Genomic DNA, 17,465 nt, shown 5'->3' on the forward strand with positions numbered 1-17,465 from the left:
TAAATATTTTATTATTGAGATTATTTTCTCATTAAGTAATATGTTTTTTTTTAAAATCAATATAAATTATGAAAAGCAGTAGTTGATAAAATGAAAAACAAGAAAGTCCTTATATTCTTATTTATCGGTTTGGCAATAATGGGTGTTATGCTGTACTTCATTGGTATCGATGAGGTCATTGAAGCACTTAAACTATCCAATTTATGGCTTGTTTTGTTAGCTATTGTTATACAGATTTTTACTTATTTTTTATACACATGGAGATGGAACATCATCAACAAGACTGCTGATATGGATTTGGGTATAAAAAAATCACTTCCTATGGTTTTAGTTAGTTTGGCTGTAAACAACATCACTCCAAGTGGTCGTGGTGGTGGAGAACCTGTAAGGGCTTATCTCTTGGCAAAAGAGGGGCACTTCAAATTTGAAGACACTTTTGCTACTGTAATAGCGGATAGGGCTTTAGATACATTTCCATTTGTTATACTTGCTATTTTGACAATTATAGGAATAATCTTTACTTTTTCATTGGATATAAAATTGATTGCTTTTCTTGTGATTATGGTCACTCTAATCACAGCAGGAGTTATTTTACTGCTTTATGTATGTATCAATGAAGCTTTTGGTGTGAAGCTCACCTCATGGATCATTAAAATCGTTAGCAGATTCTATAAGAAATTCAATGAGGACACTGAAGAAAGAATTATTGATGCTGTTAAAACTTTCCAAGCTAGAATGAATGCATTGCTTAGAGAAAGATCCATCATATATTATGCCCTCCCATTATCATTTGTGATTTGGGTTTTTGAAATCTTAAGGGTTTATGTGGTCTTTTTGGCATTCGGTGCAAAAGTCAGTCCAATCGTCATTGGTGAAGTGTTTATTCTAGCATCATTTGTAGGTATGGTGCCACTCCTTCCGGGTGGTCTCGGTGCTGTAGATGGTATAATGATTCTCTTCTATGCTAATGCAGGAATCACTGCATCATTAAGTGCTGCAGCAACTGTTGTGGAAAGATTGATTTCATTTTGGATGACAACATTTATTGGATTGATATTCCTTACAATGTTTGGAACAAGTGTTTTAGACAAGGCATTTGCACTTGCAGGATCTAGAAAAGATGATAAGGAAGATACGAAATCCATTGAGGAATTGCCTAAGGAAGAGGAATCAATAGATGATAGCGATTCTGATGAAGAGGAAGAACCTGCTCTTGAAGTCTTAGAGGATGAAGAGTTAGAGGAAGAAGCGGTTCTTGAAGTTTTGGACGATGAAGAAAAAGAAGTTTTAGAAGAAAAAGTTCAAAACTAATTAATTAATAAAATAAGTTTAAGAGCTAAATCAATAGCTCTTTTTTTAAATAATTCTTTTTTTTAAAATACAATCTTTTTTTTAAAAATTTAATTTGGGATTACACTTACATTTCCAATATATGTGCATCCTTGATACTTGTCATCACCTGCAAAGGTGAAATTGCCATAGTAATTGTCTTTACCTGCATCTTCCAGGTATTGGGCATTTTCTATAAAGAATTCACCATTCTCATCCGTTTGCGTATCCACTAGTGTTCCCATTTGATATCCAGGCTTATGGTATGTAATTGTTTTATTAGGCACAGACATTCCATAGGCATCAATCAATGCCCCCTTGAATGTATCTCCCTCTTGAACTTCAGTATTGTTGATTATCATGAAGGTAGCCACATCATTGTTGAACTGGAACCAAAAGACACCAATGCATATTGCAAATGCAATTAGCAGAAGTAAAAAATAATAACTTTCTCTTTCCATTTAGACACCTTAATTTTAGTTTTAAAATTATAATTACCTTATAATTACATTATAATTAATATTATATTAGAAAATATTTTAAATAAAGTTTACTTTTATTTTATCTAAAGGTATATTTTAAAATCAAATAGGAAACTTTATTTTAATGAATTAATATATAATTAATTATTAGTATAAATTAGATAACTTTAATTTTTTTAAATTAATCTCGAGATTTTAATTTATTCTAATTCAATATTTAAATATTTAAATGGTGAAAAAATGGAAATTAACGGTGTAGAAATTAAAGATACTTTCGCAGAAGGTTTCGGAATTAAAGTAACTAGAATCTTAGTAACTGCAGCAACTCCAAGACTTGCAAAAATCGCAGCAACTGAAGCAACTGGTTACGGAACTTCTGTAATCGGATGTCCTGCTGAAGCAGGTATTGACTGTTTTGTACCAGCTGAATGTACTCCTGACGGAAGACCTGGTTACGCAATCATGATTTGTCAAGGTGGTAAAAAAGCACTCGATCACGAATTAATGGAAAGAATCGGTATGTGTGTATTAACCGCTCCTACCGCAGCTGCATTCAACTTACTTGAATCTGAAGAAACCTTAAAAACCGGTAACAAACTCAAATTCTTCGGTGACGGTTACGAAAAAGAATGCTGCATTGATGGCAGAAAAGTACACTCCATTCCAATCATGTCTGGTGATTTCTTAGTAGAATCTGAATTCGGTTACAAAGATGGTGTAGCTGGAGGAAACTTCTTCATTTTAGCTAAAGACGTAATGGCTGGAGTAAAAGCAGCTCAATTAGCTGTAAAAGCAATTTCCCACGTACCTGGTACTATTACCCCATTCCCTGGTGGTATGGTTGCTTCCGGTTCCAAAGTAGGATCCAATAAATATTCCAAATTCTTAAACGCATCCACTAACGAAAAAATGTGTGTAACCTTAAAAGACCAAGTAGACTCTGACATCAGACCAGATGCAGACGGTGTATTTGAAATCGTTATTGATGGTGTAGATGAAGAATCTGTAAAAGCAGCTATGAAAGCTGGTATTATGGCAGCTTGTACCGTTGATGGTGTACTCGAAATCAGTGCAGGTAACTTCGATGGTAAATTAGGTAGTTACATAATGAAATTACACGAATTATTCGAATAATTCTGTAATTTATTAAAATTTAACTTAATTAGTACATTAGCTTAAGATGGTGTATTAATATTTTGAGATAATTTCATTATCTCACTCTTTTTCTTTTTTTATTATATTTATTTTATCAATTTTTTAACAAATTTTTTTGCATTGCATTACAATTTATTGAGTAGAGGGATGGTCTGAATGAAGGAATATTTGCTAAAGACAAAAAGCATTGATTATATGAATCCACATATTCAAGAAAAGGTTCAGGAATTAAAAGATCAGTCATGTGATGATGCAGATTATATTAAAAGAGCTTATATCTTTGTCAGAGATGAAATTCCACACTCATGGGATATACAAACAAGTATAGTTTCAAGGACAGCTAGTGATGCATTAATAAATAAGACAGGGATATGTTGGACAAAATCATGTCTTCTTGCAGCACTTCTTAGAGCAAATGGAATTCCATCAGGAATCAGCTATCAACTTCTTATAATAGCTGAGGATGATAGTTTAGGTCATATTGTCCATGCCTTGAATACGGTCTATATTGAAGATTCAAATAAGTGGATTAGGCTTGATGCTCGTGGAAATGTCGGAAATGGTGATGATGAGTTTAGTTTAGAAAAAGATTGCTTGGCTTTTTCACCTAGAAGCGAATTTGGAGAAATCGATTATAAAGACAATAATCCTGATTTGGATGAAAGACTAGTGAATAAACTTGAAGAAACTGAAAATCTAATGGAAATGAATATAGATTTTGAGTTTTAATCGTTCTGATTATAAAAAAAGAGTTAAGAGTTTACTCTTTAAATTGTTTAGTAAACTCATTTATTTCATCAAAGCTTAAATTAACTCCCAAAACAATTCCCTCATTTTCAAGTTCTTTGATAGCCATATTTAAAAAGAATTGATCAGGGCCAGATATCCAATGGGAATGAACTTCATTTACAGTGCTGTAAATAGTTTCTAAGGATTCTCGAACATTTTTATCCGTGCTTATTCTTTCAATGAAATTGTCCTCTTCACTTTCATCCAAAACGCCAATGGTTCTTGAGACAGGAGTTTTGATTCCATAAAAATGGTATTCTATATTTTCGAGATGGCAATTGTATTTTCTAAGGATTTCCAATTCCTTTCCAATAGAATCGACACCATGCCTTTCAGTGATATGGACTAGATTAGGTTGAACAGCAGCGAAGTAAATGTCAGTTCCACCACTTGATTCTGGGGAGATTACCTTATTTGCTCCAGCATGCTTTAATCTGTTACTGCTTTCCTTTTTACTTGCCCTTGAAACGATCCATGAATCCTTATACAATTCTCTTGTTGTAAGAACAATGAATAGGTTATCAACATCGCTTCCAGTTGCAACTATCACCCCTAAGGATTTGTCAATATTAAGTTTCTTAAGTGTCTTGTCTTCAGTTGCATTTGCATTAAGCAAAATCACATTTTCATTTTCTTCAATATCCTCTAATTTTTCCTCATTTTTTTCTATAATGATTACTTTTTGGTTTCTTTTCATTAATTCTTCATAAACCGCGACGCCAACTCTCCCATATCCGCATAAGATATAGTGATTTTGCATATCTGCTAATTTCCTTTCCATAATTCTTCCACTCCTCATATCTTGCAGGTTTTGTGTAACTGAACTAATGATAAATGTAACGATATAAGCTAGAACTCCGACTCCTGAAAGCGCTAATGTGACAGAAAAGATCTTTTGCAATGGAGTTATAGGGGTAATGTCTCCATATCCCACTGTAGCAAGGGTTATTATGGTGTAATATATTGAATCGTATATGTCCAATCCCATAATGTAAATGGACCCTAAAATCCCATATATTAATATTAAAACAATAATGAGCACTGCATAAATTCCTGTTCTGTCTCTTCTAGAGTAATTGTATATGATTTTTATGCCCTTCATAAGTAGTCCTCATTGGAATTCCAGTTTTTATTTTTTTAATAAAGTTCTATAATGATAATTTTTAGCATTTAAATTTTTTATAGCATTAAATTTTTTAGCATTGACTAATATTTTTCAATTATTGTCCTTATATTTAATTATTAGATTGATTATATAATATAATGTTTATGTAATTTTTATTAGTTTACTGTATTTTATGAGTTTACTGTAATTTAAAAAATTTTATTTTAAAATGATTAAGGTGAAACAATGGATCCAATTGACATGATGACAACAGACTATAATTGTGAGTATTTAGGGCTTTCTCGTTTGTGCTTGATGGAAAATGCAGGCAAATCAATATCTGATGAGGTAGCTACCCTTTCAACTTTCAAGTTTTCAAAGCCTGTTAAGATTATAATATTTACAGGCTCTGGAGGAAACGGTGGAGATGGCTTTGTAGCTGCAAGGCATCTATTGAATAGGGGATTTGAAGTTGCGGTATACTGCTTATATGCACTGGAAGAGATTAAGTCTGATGATGCGCTTACTAACCTTGAAATTCTAATGAATATGGAGCCAAGAGTTTCACGCTTGTCTGTAGATTTCATTAAGGATTCTAGTGATTTGGATAATCTTGATTTTGACTCAAATAGTGAATATATTGTGCTTGATTGTCTTCTTGGAACTGGAATCAAAGGTAAACTTAGAACAAAGGTTAGAAAAACTGTAGAATTGATCAATGAAATAAACGGTTTGAAAGTGGCTATTGATGTTCCTTCAGGTTTGGATCCATTGACTGGAGAAATATCAGACATTGCAGTTGAAGCTGATTATACAGTAAGCTTTCATAAAATCAAGACTGGAGTTAAATTAGCCGGTGAGGAAAAGACCGGTGGTGTTATCACTTGTGATATTGGAATTCCTATTGAAACTGAGCTATTTGTTGAAGGTGGAGACTTACTCAGATTAAAGAACAGGTCTAAAGACTCCCATAAAGGCAATAACGGAAAGGTCTTGATTGTTGGAGGAAGCAAGGACTATTACGGTGCACCTGCAATTTCAGCTAAGGCAGCCATTGCAACAGGTGCAGATTTAACTTACATTTACACTCCTCAAAATGCAGCTCTTGCCATAAAGTCAATATCTGAAGACTTTATTGTACAAGAGGCAAAAGGGGATTACTTGTCTTTAGATGATTTAGAGGACATTTTAGAACTTGCATCTAAAGTTGATGCAGTATTGTTAGGTCCAGGTTCAAGTCAAAATGATGAAACAGGCAAGCTATTCAATGTATTGGCTATGAAGATTGACAAGCCATTGGTATTGGATGCAGATGCATTGAAATTGGTGGATTTAAGTCTTGTTTCCAAAAAGGAAGACTTGATTGTCACACCTCATTTATCTGAATTCAAGTCATTCTTTAAGAACGCTTCAAAAGAGGATATTAATAATCTTGAGAAGTTTGTCAAATTGGAAGATAAGGAGAATTTGGACTTTAGAAAAGTCAACGATAAGATTGATGCTATTCATAAGATTACAAAAAGCATTGAAGGTTCCGTTATCTTGAAGGGAAAATATGATTTCATCTTCAATGGAAATAGATTGAAGATCAATAGAACAGGTAATCCTGGAATGACTGTTGGTGGAACAGGAGATGCATTGGCAGGAATTTGCTTAAGCTTACTCTCTCAAGGATTGAACAGTTTTGATGCAGCGCTACTTGCTCCATACCTTAATGGAAAAGCTGGAGATTTGGCTTATGAAGCTCAAGGATATGGTTTTGGAGCTCAAGACCTGACACAGTATTTAGGTGTTGTTATGAATGGTTTAATTGAATAATAAATTTTCTTATTTTTTATCTTTTATTTTTATTTTTTATCAAGTGATTAAATGACTGATTTAGTAAAAGCTATTTTTAGAAACAGGGCGAATAGATTCATTGCAGAAGTTGAAATTGATGGGGAAATAGTCAGGGCTCACTTACCAAATACCGGCAGATGCAAGGAGCTATTGATTGATGGTGTTACTGTTTATCTTAAGCCAAGCGATAATCCAAACAGAAAAACAAAGTATTCTCTCCATTTGATTGAAAACAATGGGGCACTTGTTGCCATGTATTCACAGGAAGCAAGTAAGATAGTCATTGATGCCATCTTGAATGAAAAGGTCAAGGAATTGTCTGGTTATGATATTGTCGAATCTGAAAAGACTATTGGAAATTCAAGGATTGACATTTATTTAGCCAATTTGGATGAGTATGAAAACCCAATTGATGAAACATATGTTGAAGTAAAATCAGTTACATTGATCAAGGATGGAATTGCACAGTTTCCAGATGCCCCTACTGAAAGAGGCAGAAAACACTTGGAGGAGCTTATTTCACTTAAAAAAGAAGGGATCAGGTCAGTTGTATTTTTCTTAATCGAGCATCCGAATGGAAACAGCTTCAGGCCTAATTGGGAAAATGATCCTGAATTCTCTCAAACTTTGAATAAGGCATATGATGAAGGTGTGGAAATTCTTGTTTATAAAACTGAGAACACCTTGGAAAAAATAGAATTGGTAGGAAATTCACTAAAATTTAATTTAGAAAAATAATGTGCATTTGATTAATTTTTAATCTAAAAATCGCTAATTTTGCTTAAAATTTAAAAATAATGAAAAATAGTTTAAAGAAAAGCGAGAATAATATGCAAAGGTTTAATTTTTAAAAAAAACATATGTAAAGGGGGTGATATGTAATTGAGTACATATTATTCTCGGATTATTATTTATTTTTTCATATTTATATAGTTTTTGCATATTTTTTGAATTTCAATTTTCTAATTTTATAAAATTTATAAAGAATAAGCTATTTAATCTGGTTTATTAAATTTATTTTAAGTTTTTAATGAAATATCTTAATTTTGTTTAAAAATAAAGAATATTGTTGAGTTATTTAAGTTTAAAAAAATATTGAAAAAAAAAAGAAATAAAAATAGTAAAAAATAGATAAAATCAATTATCTATTTAATTTTTGATAGTTAGCAGCTTGGAGACCGTGGTACTTAATCATACCTTCGATTTCTCTTTGGTCGGTTTCCTTGTCTTCAAAGGTGATTTGTTCAATGCTGTGTAAGCTGAAAGGTGATTTTCTGCTTAATGGCTGAATTGAACCTTTGAATAATTTCATTACAACTTCTCCGCTAACTCTTCTTTGCATATGGTCGAAAGCTTGGTCGAGGTCTTCTCTTAAAGGCTCTTGCCATAATGCTTCGTAAACTAAATCAGCATATAATGTGCTCATGTAATCTGCAAATCTCAATTCATCTACAGTTAAAACTAATTGTTCTAATGCCTTGTGAGCAGCAATCAATAATTTAGCACCTGGAACTTCATAGGTTTCTCTACTTTTAAGACCAATCATTCTGTTTTCGATGATGTCAACTCTACCTACACCGTTTTCACCAGCAATTTCATTTGCCTTGTTGATTAAGTCTACAAGTCCCATCATTTCTCCATTGATAGCTACTGGAACTCCTTCCTCGAATTCAATGCTTACTTTGGTAGGAGTGTCTTTAGCGTCTTCTGCAGATTTGGTCCATTCATAGATTTCTTCAGGCGGCTCATTTGCAGGGTCTTCAAGAACATCCCCTTCAATAGCTCTTCCCCAAAGGTTTTCATCAATACTGTAGATTTTATCATAGGATAAGTTTAACCCATGCTCTTTTGCATAAGCAACTTCTTCAGTTCGGGTCAAATTCATTTCTCTGATTGGAGCAATGATCTTAAAGTCAGACATGGATCTGATGATAGCTTCAAATCTGAATTGGTCATTTCCTTTACCGGTACATCCGTGTGCAATTGCAGTTGCACCTTCTTTTTCTGCAATTTCAATGATTTTCATTGCGATTAAAGGTCTTGCAAGTGCAGTGCTTAATGGGTATCCTTCATATTCTGCATTTGCCTTGATTCCTCTTGCAATGTATTCATTAGCAAATTCATCTTTTGCATCAATGATATAATGTTTGCCTGTATTGATCTTGTCTGCAGAATTTTGGGATTTTTGCAATTCCTCTGCAGGTTGACCAACATCAACACATGCAGTCACTACTTCATAATTATATTCCTCTTCTAATAATTTAACACATACAGTGGTGTCTAATCCTCCACTGAATGCAAGAACGACTTTTTCCATATTATCACTTTTTTATTAGTAAATTAATTAATTTTAATTTTAAATTTCATAATTAATATGTTATTCATTATAATTTAAGTTTAAATTATACTTTAACTTTTGTTTTTTATAATATATAGTTTTTAAGTTTAAATAAAATAAAAAATAAATAAATTATTGATTTAGAAACCATTTTTTAATATTAAAGACTTATTTTTTTTAGGCGATTTGATGAATGATTTAAATAGAAACAATTTAGAATTGGAGATTATTTCCTCTGAAAGCGGAGGATTCATATCCGCTAATAGGAATATTTTCAACAGCATTAAATTATCCGATAATTCTAAATTCATTTTAAATCAAGCCATCAATGGAACTCCTATGCTTAAGATTGGAGATGGGGCCACTAAAGTCATGCTTGTTGCAGGAGTTCATGGAAATGAATTGGCTCCCCAAATTGCTGCTTTGAATCTAATTGAATATATTTATGATTTGGAATTGAATGGAAAGCTGGATGGCACTGTTTATGCAATACCCTTTGCATCTCCAAAGAGCACTATGGAAAATTCAAGATATCTTGATGGAGTCGATTTAAACAGGTCCGCTCATTTGCCTCATACAGTAACAAATCTCATTCTAAAAAAGGCAAAAGATTTGGAAGTTTCAGCTATAGGTGATTTCCATTCATCTGCACCTAATTCCAATCCAGGTAAAGAGGGAATCTTTTGCACAAAAGTCCCTTGCTCAAAAAGCTATTTCATAGCAGAGCATATATCCGAAAGGGTAGGTTCTGAAAAGATCTTATACCCAAGTGCAGGTGTTCCATTTAAGGGAGCTCTTGAAGATGAGGCAAACCTGATTCAGATTCCTGCAGTAACCTGTGAGGTCTTATCAGCTATTGGCTATTCAAATGAGAAAATCTGTCAAAGGTCTTATTTGCAGATGAAGGCATTTTTAGAATACTTTGGCATAATTGACTAATTCATTGATTCTAATTTTCACACATCATCTATTTTTAACATATTTATCTAATTTTTATAGTTTAATTTAATTTTCTCATATCTACTTTTTTTAATGGTAAACTATTCCTATCATTATTACTTCTCAAATGCTCTCATTTAGTTTATATTAGCTTAAAATCAAATATTTAATAAACATACTTGCATGGAGTGTTATAGAGTATGTTAATTAAATAGGATGTGTTAGTATTTCCTCTTATAAAGGCCATACGATATTTGCATTTGTTCTTTCTCTATTCATGTTTTATGATCCTTTGGCTATTGCATTAGCGGTAATCTCAGCAAATATTCCGGACTTTGACCATGAGTTCAAAAGAAACCATGTTATCACAATCATAGCTCTTGGAGCATTGATTTCATGTTTTTTGTATTTTCTGGGATTGCCTTACTATTTAGGTCTTGTGATCATTTTGCTTGGAGGCATATTCCTGGTTTCAAGCCATAGAGGATTTACTCATTCTATTTTAGGAGCATTTCTAATAACCGTTTTCCTGTCATTATTTTTGTTCTTTGGAATTGGATTGTATTCCTATAACCTTGATTTCAACAATTCAAGAAACATTATGATATTATTGATATTGATAATTGCATTGGCATTGTTGTTTCTTAATAAAAGATTGTCTCCTGTATTTTTAGTGGCAATTGCGGTTTTGGTGGTAGCGGTTAATTTGGGATTAATTCCTCCATTAAAGATAAATTTGACATTGCTTGCATTTTCAATATTTTTTGGGTTATGCAGTCATATTGTATTGGACTCTTTCACTCCCTCTGGAGTAAAGGCATTCAGCCCATTTAGAGACAAGGAATACCATAAGAAATTCGGTGTTTTACTGTTTTTGATTTTAATAGGGATGTTTATTTTATTGTTTCCTAACAAGCTATTGTTTTACCTTAATTTTTTATCTCTTTAATTCCTTCTTTTTCAATAAATTTCTCACTGATTTTCACTTATTTTTTAATATTTTTTTTATACTTAGTATTACTATCGCGGTTTATCCATTAATTTTCATGAAAATTATAAAAAGATTTATAATAAATAATCATGATAAATAATAGTGTTTATAATATATTAAAAAAATTAATTTTTTTACTATCATTATATATAATTTATATGGTGCTTTTATTGCATATTTTTCTGCGCAGGATTTTGTCATAAAAGTGTCATGAATATTTATGATAATTTATCATGATTTGTTATGATTGGTTAAAAAATTTTAACTTATTTTCTGCAAATTTTTGACTTATTGTAAATATTAATATAGTTTAAAACATTATGGGGTTATTTTAATGTTTTTAAGTAGAATTTATTATGCGATTGCTTATTTAGTGGTTCTTATTTTAGAGATTATCAAATCTACAATAGATATGGCTTTAAGGGTCTTTAAGGTGGATGGCTTTGAGCCTATTGTGATTGATATTGATACTGAACTTAAAAGACCAATATCCCAAACAATTTTGGCCAACAGTATTACCTTGACTCCTGGAACCTTGTCTGTAGACTTGGATAGTGAAAATCAAGTCATAAAGGTAGCAGTTATTGCTCCGAGGGATGTAAAGGATATCATTCCATTTGAACCTTATATCAAGGGAATGCTAGAATAATTTCTAAAATTCATTTTAAATTCATTTTAATGATTGATTATGATTTTTAAAATGATAAAAATGATAAAAATAAGCGATTTAATTTTCAAATTATGTTTATTGTGTAAATTTATAATCATAGAATGTGATGATAATGGATATTTTATTGATTTCTGAGTGTTTTTTAATAGTTGCATTGATTGTATTTCTAATTGCAACATTGAGGATTATTACATATAAATCCACATCTATGGGACTTATAGGTACTTCTTCATTCACTTTAGCACTTACTTTGCTACTTATAACAGTCGGTACAATACATAATATCGGATTTTTCAAGGATATTGCTCTAGCATTGCTTCTATTGGGTATTGTTGGAACAATAGCTTATGCAGCAGTTATGAGGAGGGCTTAAATGATGTTTGGAATTGATCCAGGAATAATCAATATGATTCAATCAATCCTGCTTGTCATTTCTGCACTTCTGATATTGATTGCAGTAGTAGGTGTTTTAAGAATTGATAGAAACTTAGATAATGTAGTCTACGCTAGAATTCATATTTTAGGTATTGTTGACGTTGCAGGAATAATTGCATTCCTTGCTTTAGGTCAGCCTTTATTTGCCCTTATTTATTTATTCCTAGCGCCATTATTGGCTCATGCATTAGCTAATGCTTATTTCCATAGTGAAGATACTCTTAATAATCCAGTACTTAATCCAAACCTTGAAGAAACTTCTGAAAGGGAAGAAGATGAAATTGATTTAATTGATGAAGTGCTTCTTGAAGATAATTTGGATTTAAGTGATGATTCAAGTATTGATGAAAATTTAGATGAAAAAAGTGAGGATGATGGCAATGATTGAATATATAGTGATTTTTGTTGCAGTTTTAAGCGCTATTATCGCACTTTTACAAAATGACTTGCTTAAGGCAGCTATTTTAACTGGTATCTCTGGTTTTTGTGTAGCGTTCTTATTCCAAATCTTGCTTGCTCCGGATGTAGCTTTAACCCAAGCTATTGTAGAGGGGGCTATTGTACCAGTCTTTATCGCATTGGCTGTTTTAAAAACTAGAAGGGAGGAGGCATAGTTATGATGGATATTCAATTGGCTTCTTTATTCGCTTCTGGTGCATTTATAATTATTGGACTATTTGCAGCAATTTTCATTGATAATCTAATTAAGAAAATCATTGGTATTGCTTTTATTGAGGAAGGTGTAAACCTATTCCTGATTTGCTTAGGATTTAAAGCAGGTGGAGTCGTGCCTATCTTCTTGCCAGGCATGACTGCAGATTGGTTTGCAGCAAATGCGGCATATCCTTTGCCTCAAGCATTAGTTCTTACAAGTATTGTAATTGGTGCAAGTACTTTAGCAGTGATGTTGGCTTTGGCTATGGTTTTATACAGAAAGCATGGAACCTTAAGCGTATCTGAAATGATGGGGGATGAAAAATGAATTACTTGATTCCTTTAATGGTTGTCATTCCAATATTGGCTGCTTTAATCGTTAACATATTTGGCGGAAAGGACAAAACAGTTAAAGCCATTTCAATTGTAGTGGCTATTGCAATTCCTGTAATTGCAATTATTGCAGCTGTCGGCATCCAATACTTCGGTGGTCACGATCCAGCGCTTCTTGCAAGTTCACTTCCATCAAACTTAGTTGGCACTCTTGTAGCAAGCTACAATACCGGTATTGTCTATGTCTTTGAAAATATTGAAAGGATATTCATATTCCTAATGGGCATCGTTGCATTCTTGGCAGTATTGACATACTTCTCTGAGAAAAAGGAAGTATCCGGCCCTTACTTATACCTTATCTTTATGGGCATAGCATCTGTAACTGCATTGATGTTATCCAACGATATTTTCAATATGTATGTTTTCTTTGAAATTACAGCTTTAACCCAAGTTGGTATCATTATAGCTTCAAGCACTGAAGACAATTATGAAATCGCTTTGAAATACTTGATTTTAGGTGCAATAGGCGGACCAATGCTATTGTTAGGTATTGGATTCATTCTTGGAACAATCGGTTCAGTAAACATCAACGATATTATCTTTGCAATAAGCAACAACTATGTAAACCCTTATGCTCCAAGCTTAGTGATTGGTTTTGCCTTGATATTGTTTGGATGGCTATATTCAGCAGGATTGCCTCCATTCCACACTATAAAATCAGCTGTTTACTCAAAAGCAAGACCTAACGGGTCTGCAATATTACAAGGATTTTCAGTATTGTGCATGCTTGCATTCGGTATTGCAATGTACAAGATATTTGCATATATCCCTTACTTCAATACAGCAATAATCGTATTTGCTATTCTTGCAATGGCTTTAAGCATTGCAATGTCTGCAATGGAGGTAGACTTTAGAAGAATGATAGCATTCCTTGCTGTAGGGGAACTTGGTTTCATTGCATTAGGTTTTGGTATAGGAACACAATATTCAATTTCAGCGGCATTGTTCCAGGCAGCAAATGAAATTGTCATAACTGCATTATTGTTTATCGGATTCGGTACTGTATACTACCTCACAAAAACATCCGATACAAGAAAGTTAGGTGGATTGATTGCAGTTGATTCAAAAATGGCAATAATGGTCTTGCTTGGAGGATTCGCTTTAGCTGGTGTTCCACCATTCAATGGTTTCCAAAGTAAATTGATGCTTGTGCAAGCTGCATTGGATGCAGGATATACTGAACTTGCAGTTCTTGCTATCATTGTAAGTGTTGTAATATTCTTCACATTCGTTAAAGCGTTCCATACAGTATACTTGCAGCCTAAGCCAAAAGACTTGAAGTTTGCTCATGACAAGATTCCAAAGGCTACCGTTTTCTCTGTAGCTGTATTGCTTATAATCTGTTTGGCTTTAGGTATTTTCCCAAATATAGTAACTGATGTATTCATTCCATTTGCAGGAGGATTGATCTAATGGCTTTATATCAAAAATTCCTAGATTCAATTAAAGGACTTAAGTCAAGTTTATCTAAAGACCCTACAACTATGGATAATGTTTCAGGAGCAATAGCTGCTGAATTCCTAATATTCGTTTCATTGATTCTTGCAGCATTATTCCTAAGGCATGTCAGTGTAGTTGCCTCAATTGTTGTAGTGCTTTTAGTTGCAGTTTTATTCTTTACAAATATGCCTCTTGCAGGAAAGATAAAATCCGAGCAATCAGATTCCTTGGAAAAAATGACATTCTATGTTGTTGTAGCTCTTGGAATTCTAGTTGCAGTAATTTATTGGGGGTTAAAATATGTCTGATAAAATTACTAGTATTAGATCATTGATTATGGCATTGGCAGCAATCATTTTTGCATCAACATTATTCGATGCAATCTATGGATTCAAAAGCTTGATTCAACCAGGAATCAGTTTGGTTTACAATGCCATTGGAACACAGCTTGCTCCAAACATGGTTACTTTGGTTGTATTCGATTGGAGAGCATTTGATACTTTAGGAGAATCATTGATTCTTGTTACTGCAGTCCTTGTTGTATTGCTTGTATTCGGCAAAGGAAAGATTTTAGACAAGAACATAAATGCTGATATGAATGAAGGGGATGATGAATGATGGCTGAAGGAAAAAAATCTCCAAATTGGAATAAGAATGACAGCAGCCCTATATTGAAGATTATGGCTCTTCCAATAGCTATTGTGATTATCGCTTTAGGTATCATGACCATTTTAGGAGGGCATATCACTCCGGGTGGAGGTTTCCAAGGTGGAGCTATGATTGCAGGGGCAATCATCTTCTGTGTTATTGTTTATGGTGTTGACGGCACTCCATTGAAATTGTCTCACAGGTTCATTTCCACTTTAGAATCAATCGGTGCATTGGCTTATGTATTGATTGGTTTGGCAGGGCTTGCATTGACAGGCTCCTACCTTTATAATGTAGGTGGAAACCTTTATGGACAAGTTCCTCAAGCTATTGCAACATTATTCTCATATCCGGATTTAACCCATGCAGGAATCGTTCCTTACTTGAACATTGCAGTTGGACTCAAGGTTCTTGTAGGTTTAAGTGCAGTGGTAATTGCATTTTCACAATTTAAGAAATTAGCGGAGGAAGAGGAATGAGTATCGCTAATATTGTAATCGGACCTGTTATCATTGCAATCATATTCGGATTCATTGTAGGTTCAAGGGTTCACTTGAATCTGGACAATAGCTTTAAGTTTACAGCAAGTGGAATTTTAGCCCTTATAATTGGTGTTCTGATAATGTCTTATGGATTAGGACAATTCCCTGTTTATAATGATTTGCCAATTGCAACCACCTTTTTGGGTGCAGTCATTGGCGTATTGATAGGCAGTGCATTATTAGGAGGACGAGCGAAAGGAGATCATTAGGTATTGGGATTATAATGGTTTTACTTATTATTTAGGAGAAGAATCATGTATTTAACAACTAATAAGTGTGATGGACAAGGAGATTGTATAAGAAATTGTCCAAGTGAAGCAATACGCTTTGTTGATAATAAGGCTTTTAGCTGTATGTGTTGTGGTGCTTGTTTCGAAGCTTGTCCAAATCATGCTATTTTCAAGAACAAATACGGCGGATATGTTGTGGATAGGGCAAAATGTAATGGTTGTGGTGTTTGCCAGTTCACTTGCCCTATAGAAAGCATCCATCTTGATGATGGAATAGTTAAAGGTATCTGTTCACGTTGTGGTGTTTGTGAAGATGTCTGTACTAAAAAGGCAAGAGTGGATACTGATAACCTTGTTCTAGACAAGCAGAAAGTCTTGCTTAATTCATTGAAAATGGTTGCAAACACTGTCGGATTCGGTGCAGGAGTCAAGAAGATAGAGAGCATGAAACTTCCTGTAAAATCCGACAAGACCGCTGACAGGATTTGCATCAGCACCGATAGCGAGAAATGTGTGAAATGTGGAAGATGTGCATACTACTGTCCTACCAGATCAATTGAAGTCATTATACAGGATGAAGGATACTGTGTAGGATGCAAGGTTTGTGAAGATGTCTGTCCTACAGGCGCATTGAAAGATGGCGAGTATGACAAAAGCATTTGTACATTGTGCTTGGCATGTGTTGAAAACTGTATCAATGATGCATTATGTGTTGATGACTTTAAGATAAAGAGAAGCATTAAGGATGACACCCTGTATTCAAATGCTGAAGGAAGCATTGTAAGTTGTCTTAATTGCGGATTATGTAAAGAGACATTTGATAGCCCAGCACTCATTAGGGATGAAAATGCATTGAGGTATGACCCTTCACTTGATGAGGATACTGAAGAGAATAAGGCTAAACGTCTTGAAGCGATTTACAACTGTCCGGTTTCATCATTGACAGAAAGTGAAGACAATAAGCTCTTTGGATACTGTGTATCCTGTGGAAAATGTGTTAATGAATGTAAGGAAGAGGCAAGAAGCTTCCAAGTAATCTCTTGGGATGGAGAAGTCAATGATGACTGCATTTCATGTGGTATATGTGCTGAACTTTGCCCAGAGGATGCAATAACCCTTCAAAGAGGAGCAATCAATGTTGACTTGGATAAATGTATCATGTGTGAAACCTGTGCAATTCACTGTCCTAAGGATGCAATTCCAAAAACAACAAGCGTCAAGTATGAAATCTCTGGAGGATTCAATTACATTGATGAAAACTTATGTGTAAAATGCGGATTATGTAAGGACATATGTCCAGAGGAAGCGATTTATACAGTTGAAATTCCAAGTGATGAAGTAAATCTCGGAACAAAGAACAAGAATCTTAAATTCGTTGTCGATGACGATAAATGTATTTACTGTGGAGCATGTATGAATATCTGCCCATCTAAGTCATTTATTTTCGAAAGAGAGTTTGAAAGGGTGAATTAGGAGTTTGGTAATT

Annotated in this window: 21 protein-coding genes; 18 read left to right on the forward strand and 3 right to left on the reverse strand. The window is 33.6% G+C overall.

Annotated features, from left to right (window positions below):
- Window positions 1-90 precede the first annotated feature (90 nt).
- Window positions 91-1,311, forward strand: coding sequence for a UPF0104 family protein (locus ACJMML_RS01205; protein WP_405305603.1), 1,221 nt, complete (start codon window positions 91-93; stop codon window positions 1,309-1,311).
- 89 nt (window positions 1,312-1,400) lie between these two features.
- Here the strand turns inward: ACJMML_RS01205 and ACJMML_RS01210 are convergent, their stop codons facing one another.
- Window positions 1,401-1,790, reverse strand: a complete 390-nt coding sequence (locus ACJMML_RS01210; RefSeq protein WP_405305604.1) for a hypothetical protein — start codon at window positions 1,788-1,790, stop codon at window positions 1,401-1,403.
- Between the two features lie 261 nt (window positions 1,791-2,051).
- On the opposite strand from ACJMML_RS01210, the gene fhcD reads away from it, so the two are divergent.
- Window positions 2,052-2,945, forward strand: coding sequence for a formylmethanofuran--tetrahydromethanopterin N-formyltransferase (gene fhcD, locus ACJMML_RS01215; protein WP_292786627.1), 894 nt, complete (start codon window positions 2,052-2,054; stop codon window positions 2,943-2,945).
- 177 nt (window positions 2,946-3,122) lie between these two features.
- Entirely contained in the window at window positions 3,123-3,695 is a 573-nt protein-coding gene (locus ACJMML_RS01220) for a transglutaminase family protein (RefSeq protein ID WP_405305605.1), read from the forward strand.
- A 31-nt stretch (window positions 3,696-3,726) separates the two neighbouring features.
- Here ACJMML_RS01220 and ACJMML_RS01225 read toward each other — a convergent pair whose 3' ends face one another.
- The gene (locus ACJMML_RS01225) at window positions 3,727-4,857 is read right to left on the reverse strand and encodes an NAD-binding protein (protein ID WP_405305606.1); all 1,131 of its coding nucleotides are present in this window, start codon (window positions 4,855-4,857) and stop codon (window positions 3,727-3,729) included.
- A gap of 249 nt (window positions 4,858-5,106) precedes the next feature.
- Between ACJMML_RS01225 and ACJMML_RS01230 the strand changes: the two genes are divergently transcribed.
- On the forward strand, window positions 5,107-6,678 hold the full coding sequence (locus tag ACJMML_RS01230) for an NAD(P)H-hydrate dehydratase (protein WP_405305607.1): 1,572 nt from the start codon (window positions 5,107-5,109) through the stop codon (window positions 6,676-6,678).
- Between the two features lie 51 nt (window positions 6,679-6,729).
- Window positions 6,730-7,437 carry a DNA/RNA nuclease SfsA gene (gene sfsA / locus ACJMML_RS01235; protein WP_405305608.1) on the forward strand — a complete coding sequence of 236 codons (708 nt, stop codon included), beginning with the start codon at window positions 6,730-6,732 and terminating at the stop codon, window positions 7,435-7,437.
- A 403-nt stretch (window positions 7,438-7,840) separates the two neighbouring features.
- Here sfsA and ACJMML_RS01240 read toward each other — a convergent pair whose 3' ends face one another.
- Window positions 7,841-9,016: an argininosuccinate synthase gene (locus ACJMML_RS01240; RefSeq protein ID WP_292786614.1), complete on the reverse strand. Its 1,176-nt coding sequence runs from the start codon at window positions 9,014-9,016 to the stop codon at window positions 7,841-7,843.
- A gap of 210 nt (window positions 9,017-9,226) precedes the next feature.
- Between ACJMML_RS01240 and ACJMML_RS01245 the strand changes: the two genes are divergently transcribed.
- The 13 genes from ACJMML_RS01245 (at window position 9,227) to ACJMML_RS01305 (ending at window position 17,452) form a co-directional block, all read left to right on the forward strand.
- The gene (locus ACJMML_RS01245; RefSeq protein WP_405305609.1) at window positions 9,227-9,976 is read left to right on the forward strand and encodes a succinylglutamate desuccinylase/aspartoacylase family protein; all 750 of its coding nucleotides are present in this window, start codon (window positions 9,227-9,229) and stop codon (window positions 9,974-9,976) included.
- A 277-nt stretch (window positions 9,977-10,253) separates the two neighbouring features.
- Window positions 10,254-10,925, forward strand: a complete 672-nt coding sequence (locus ACJMML_RS01250; protein WP_405305610.1) for a metal-dependent hydrolase — start codon at window positions 10,254-10,256, stop codon at window positions 10,923-10,925.
- A 376-nt stretch (window positions 10,926-11,301) separates the two neighbouring features.
- A complete protein-coding gene (locus tag ACJMML_RS01255) occupies window positions 11,302-11,616 on the forward strand; it encodes a Na+/H+ antiporter subunit E (RefSeq protein WP_405305611.1) in 315 nt (104 codons plus the stop codon).
- 145 nt (window positions 11,617-11,761) lie between these two features.
- Entirely contained in the window at window positions 11,762-12,010 is a 249-nt protein-coding gene (locus ACJMML_RS01260; protein ID WP_405305612.1) for a monovalent cation/H+ antiporter complex subunit F, read from the forward strand.
- A 33-nt stretch (window positions 12,011-12,043) separates the two neighbouring features.
- Complete coding sequence (locus tag ACJMML_RS01265; RefSeq protein ID WP_405305613.1) at window positions 12,044-12,460, forward strand: cation:proton antiporter; 417 nt, start codon at window positions 12,044-12,046, stop codon at window positions 12,458-12,460.
- Window positions 12,453-12,686, forward strand: coding sequence for a DUF4040 domain-containing protein (locus ACJMML_RS01270; RefSeq protein ID WP_394349909.1), 234 nt, complete (start codon window positions 12,453-12,455; stop codon window positions 12,684-12,686). Before ACJMML_RS01265 ends, ACJMML_RS01270 begins: the two co-directional genes overlap by 8 nt.
- Before the next feature lie 2 nt (window positions 12,687-12,688).
- The gene (locus ACJMML_RS01275; protein ID WP_298536979.1) at window positions 12,689-13,054 is read left to right on the forward strand and encodes a cation:proton antiporter subunit C; all 366 of its coding nucleotides are present in this window, start codon (window positions 12,689-12,691) and stop codon (window positions 13,052-13,054) included.
- Window positions 13,051-14,532: an energy conserving hydrogenase EhbF gene (ehbF, locus tag ACJMML_RS01280; protein WP_405305614.1), complete on the forward strand. Its 1,482-nt coding sequence runs from the start codon at window positions 13,051-13,053 to the stop codon at window positions 14,530-14,532. The genes ACJMML_RS01275 and ehbF overlap by 4 nt, the downstream gene beginning before the upstream one ends.
- Window positions 14,532-14,867 carry an energy-converting hydrogenase B subunit G EhbG gene (locus ACJMML_RS01285; RefSeq protein ID WP_405305615.1) on the forward strand — a complete coding sequence of 112 codons (336 nt, stop codon included), beginning with the start codon at window positions 14,532-14,534 and terminating at the stop codon, window positions 14,865-14,867. The genes ehbF and ACJMML_RS01285 overlap by 1 nt, the downstream gene beginning before the upstream one ends.
- Window positions 14,860-15,177, forward strand: a complete 318-nt coding sequence (locus ACJMML_RS01290) for an EhbH (RefSeq protein WP_405305616.1) — start codon at window positions 14,860-14,862, stop codon at window positions 15,175-15,177. Before ACJMML_RS01285 ends, ACJMML_RS01290 begins: the two co-directional genes overlap by 8 nt.
- The gene (locus ACJMML_RS01295) at window positions 15,174-15,686 is read left to right on the forward strand and encodes an MnhB domain-containing protein (protein WP_405305617.1); all 513 of its coding nucleotides are present in this window, start codon (window positions 15,174-15,176) and stop codon (window positions 15,684-15,686) included. Before ACJMML_RS01290 ends, ACJMML_RS01295 begins: the two co-directional genes overlap by 4 nt.
- A complete protein-coding gene (locus ACJMML_RS01300; RefSeq protein ID WP_405305618.1) occupies window positions 15,683-15,958 on the forward strand; it encodes an energy-converting hydrogenase B subunit J in 276 nt (91 codons plus the stop codon). Before ACJMML_RS01295 ends, ACJMML_RS01300 begins: the two co-directional genes overlap by 4 nt.
- A 45-nt stretch (window positions 15,959-16,003) precedes the next feature.
- Window positions 16,004-17,452, forward strand: coding sequence for a 4Fe-4S binding protein (locus ACJMML_RS01305; RefSeq protein ID WP_405305619.1), 1,449 nt, complete (start codon window positions 16,004-16,006; stop codon window positions 17,450-17,452).
- The last annotated feature ends 13 nt before the right edge of the window (window positions 17,453-17,465 follow it).

It is taken from the genome of Methanobrevibacter sp., from assembly GCF_045130115.1.
Lineage (GTDB): Archaea > Methanobacteriota > Methanobacteria > Methanobacteriales > Methanobacteriaceae > Methanocatella.

Bases quoted from the DNA above. Each gene is read 5' to 3' on its own strand.
- ACJMML_RS01205 (WP_405305603.1), top strand. From the start codon at position 91: ATGAAAAACAAGAAAGTCCTTATATTCTTATTTATCGGTTTGGCAATA.
- ACJMML_RS01210 (WP_405305604.1), bottom strand. From the start codon at position 1,790: ATGGAAAGAGAAAGTTATTATTTTTTACTTCTGCTAATTGCATTTGCA.
- fhcD (WP_292786627.1), top strand. From the start codon at position 2,052: ATGGAAATTAACGGTGTAGAAATTAAAGATACTTTCGCAGAAGGTTTC.
- ACJMML_RS01220 (WP_405305605.1), top strand. From the start codon at position 3,123: ATGAAGGAATATTTGCTAAAGACAAAAAGCATTGATTATATGAATCCA.
- ACJMML_RS01225 (WP_405305606.1), bottom strand. From the start codon at position 4,857: ATGAAGGGCATAAAAATCATATACAATTACTCTAGAAGAGACAGAACA.
- ACJMML_RS01230 (WP_405305607.1), top strand. From the start codon at position 5,107: ATGGATCCAATTGACATGATGACAACAGACTATAATTGTGAGTATTTA.
- sfsA (WP_405305608.1), top strand. From the start codon at position 6,730: ATGACTGATTTAGTAAAAGCTATTTTTAGAAACAGGGCGAATAGATTC.
- ACJMML_RS01240 (WP_292786614.1), bottom strand. From the start codon at position 9,016: ATGGAAAAAGTCGTTCTTGCATTCAGTGGAGGATTAGACACCACTGTA.
- ACJMML_RS01245 (WP_405305609.1), top strand. From the start codon at position 9,227: ATGAATGATTTAAATAGAAACAATTTAGAATTGGAGATTATTTCCTCT.
- ACJMML_RS01250 (WP_405305610.1), top strand. From the start codon at position 10,254: ATGTTTTATGATCCTTTGGCTATTGCATTAGCGGTAATCTCAGCAAAT.
- ACJMML_RS01255 (WP_405305611.1), top strand. From the start codon at position 11,302: ATGTTTTTAAGTAGAATTTATTATGCGATTGCTTATTTAGTGGTTCTT.
- ACJMML_RS01265 (WP_405305613.1), top strand. From the start codon at position 12,044: ATGATTCAATCAATCCTGCTTGTCATTTCTGCACTTCTGATATTGATT.
- ACJMML_RS01270 (WP_394349909.1), top strand. From the start codon at position 12,453: ATGATTGAATATATAGTGATTTTTGTTGCAGTTTTAAGCGCTATTATC.
- ACJMML_RS01275 (WP_298536979.1), top strand. From the start codon at position 12,689: ATGATGGATATTCAATTGGCTTCTTTATTCGCTTCTGGTGCATTTATA.
- ehbF (WP_405305614.1), top strand. From the start codon at position 13,051: ATGAATTACTTGATTCCTTTAATGGTTGTCATTCCAATATTGGCTGCT.
- ACJMML_RS01285 (WP_405305615.1), top strand. From the start codon at position 14,532: ATGGCTTTATATCAAAAATTCCTAGATTCAATTAAAGGACTTAAGTCA.
- ACJMML_RS01290 (WP_405305616.1), top strand. From the start codon at position 14,860: ATGTCTGATAAAATTACTAGTATTAGATCATTGATTATGGCATTGGCA.
- ACJMML_RS01295 (WP_405305617.1), top strand. From the start codon at position 15,174: ATGATGGCTGAAGGAAAAAAATCTCCAAATTGGAATAAGAATGACAGC.
- ACJMML_RS01300 (WP_405305618.1), top strand. From the start codon at position 15,683: ATGAGTATCGCTAATATTGTAATCGGACCTGTTATCATTGCAATCATA.
- ACJMML_RS01305 (WP_405305619.1), top strand. From the start codon at position 16,004: ATGTATTTAACAACTAATAAGTGTGATGGACAAGGAGATTGTATAAGA.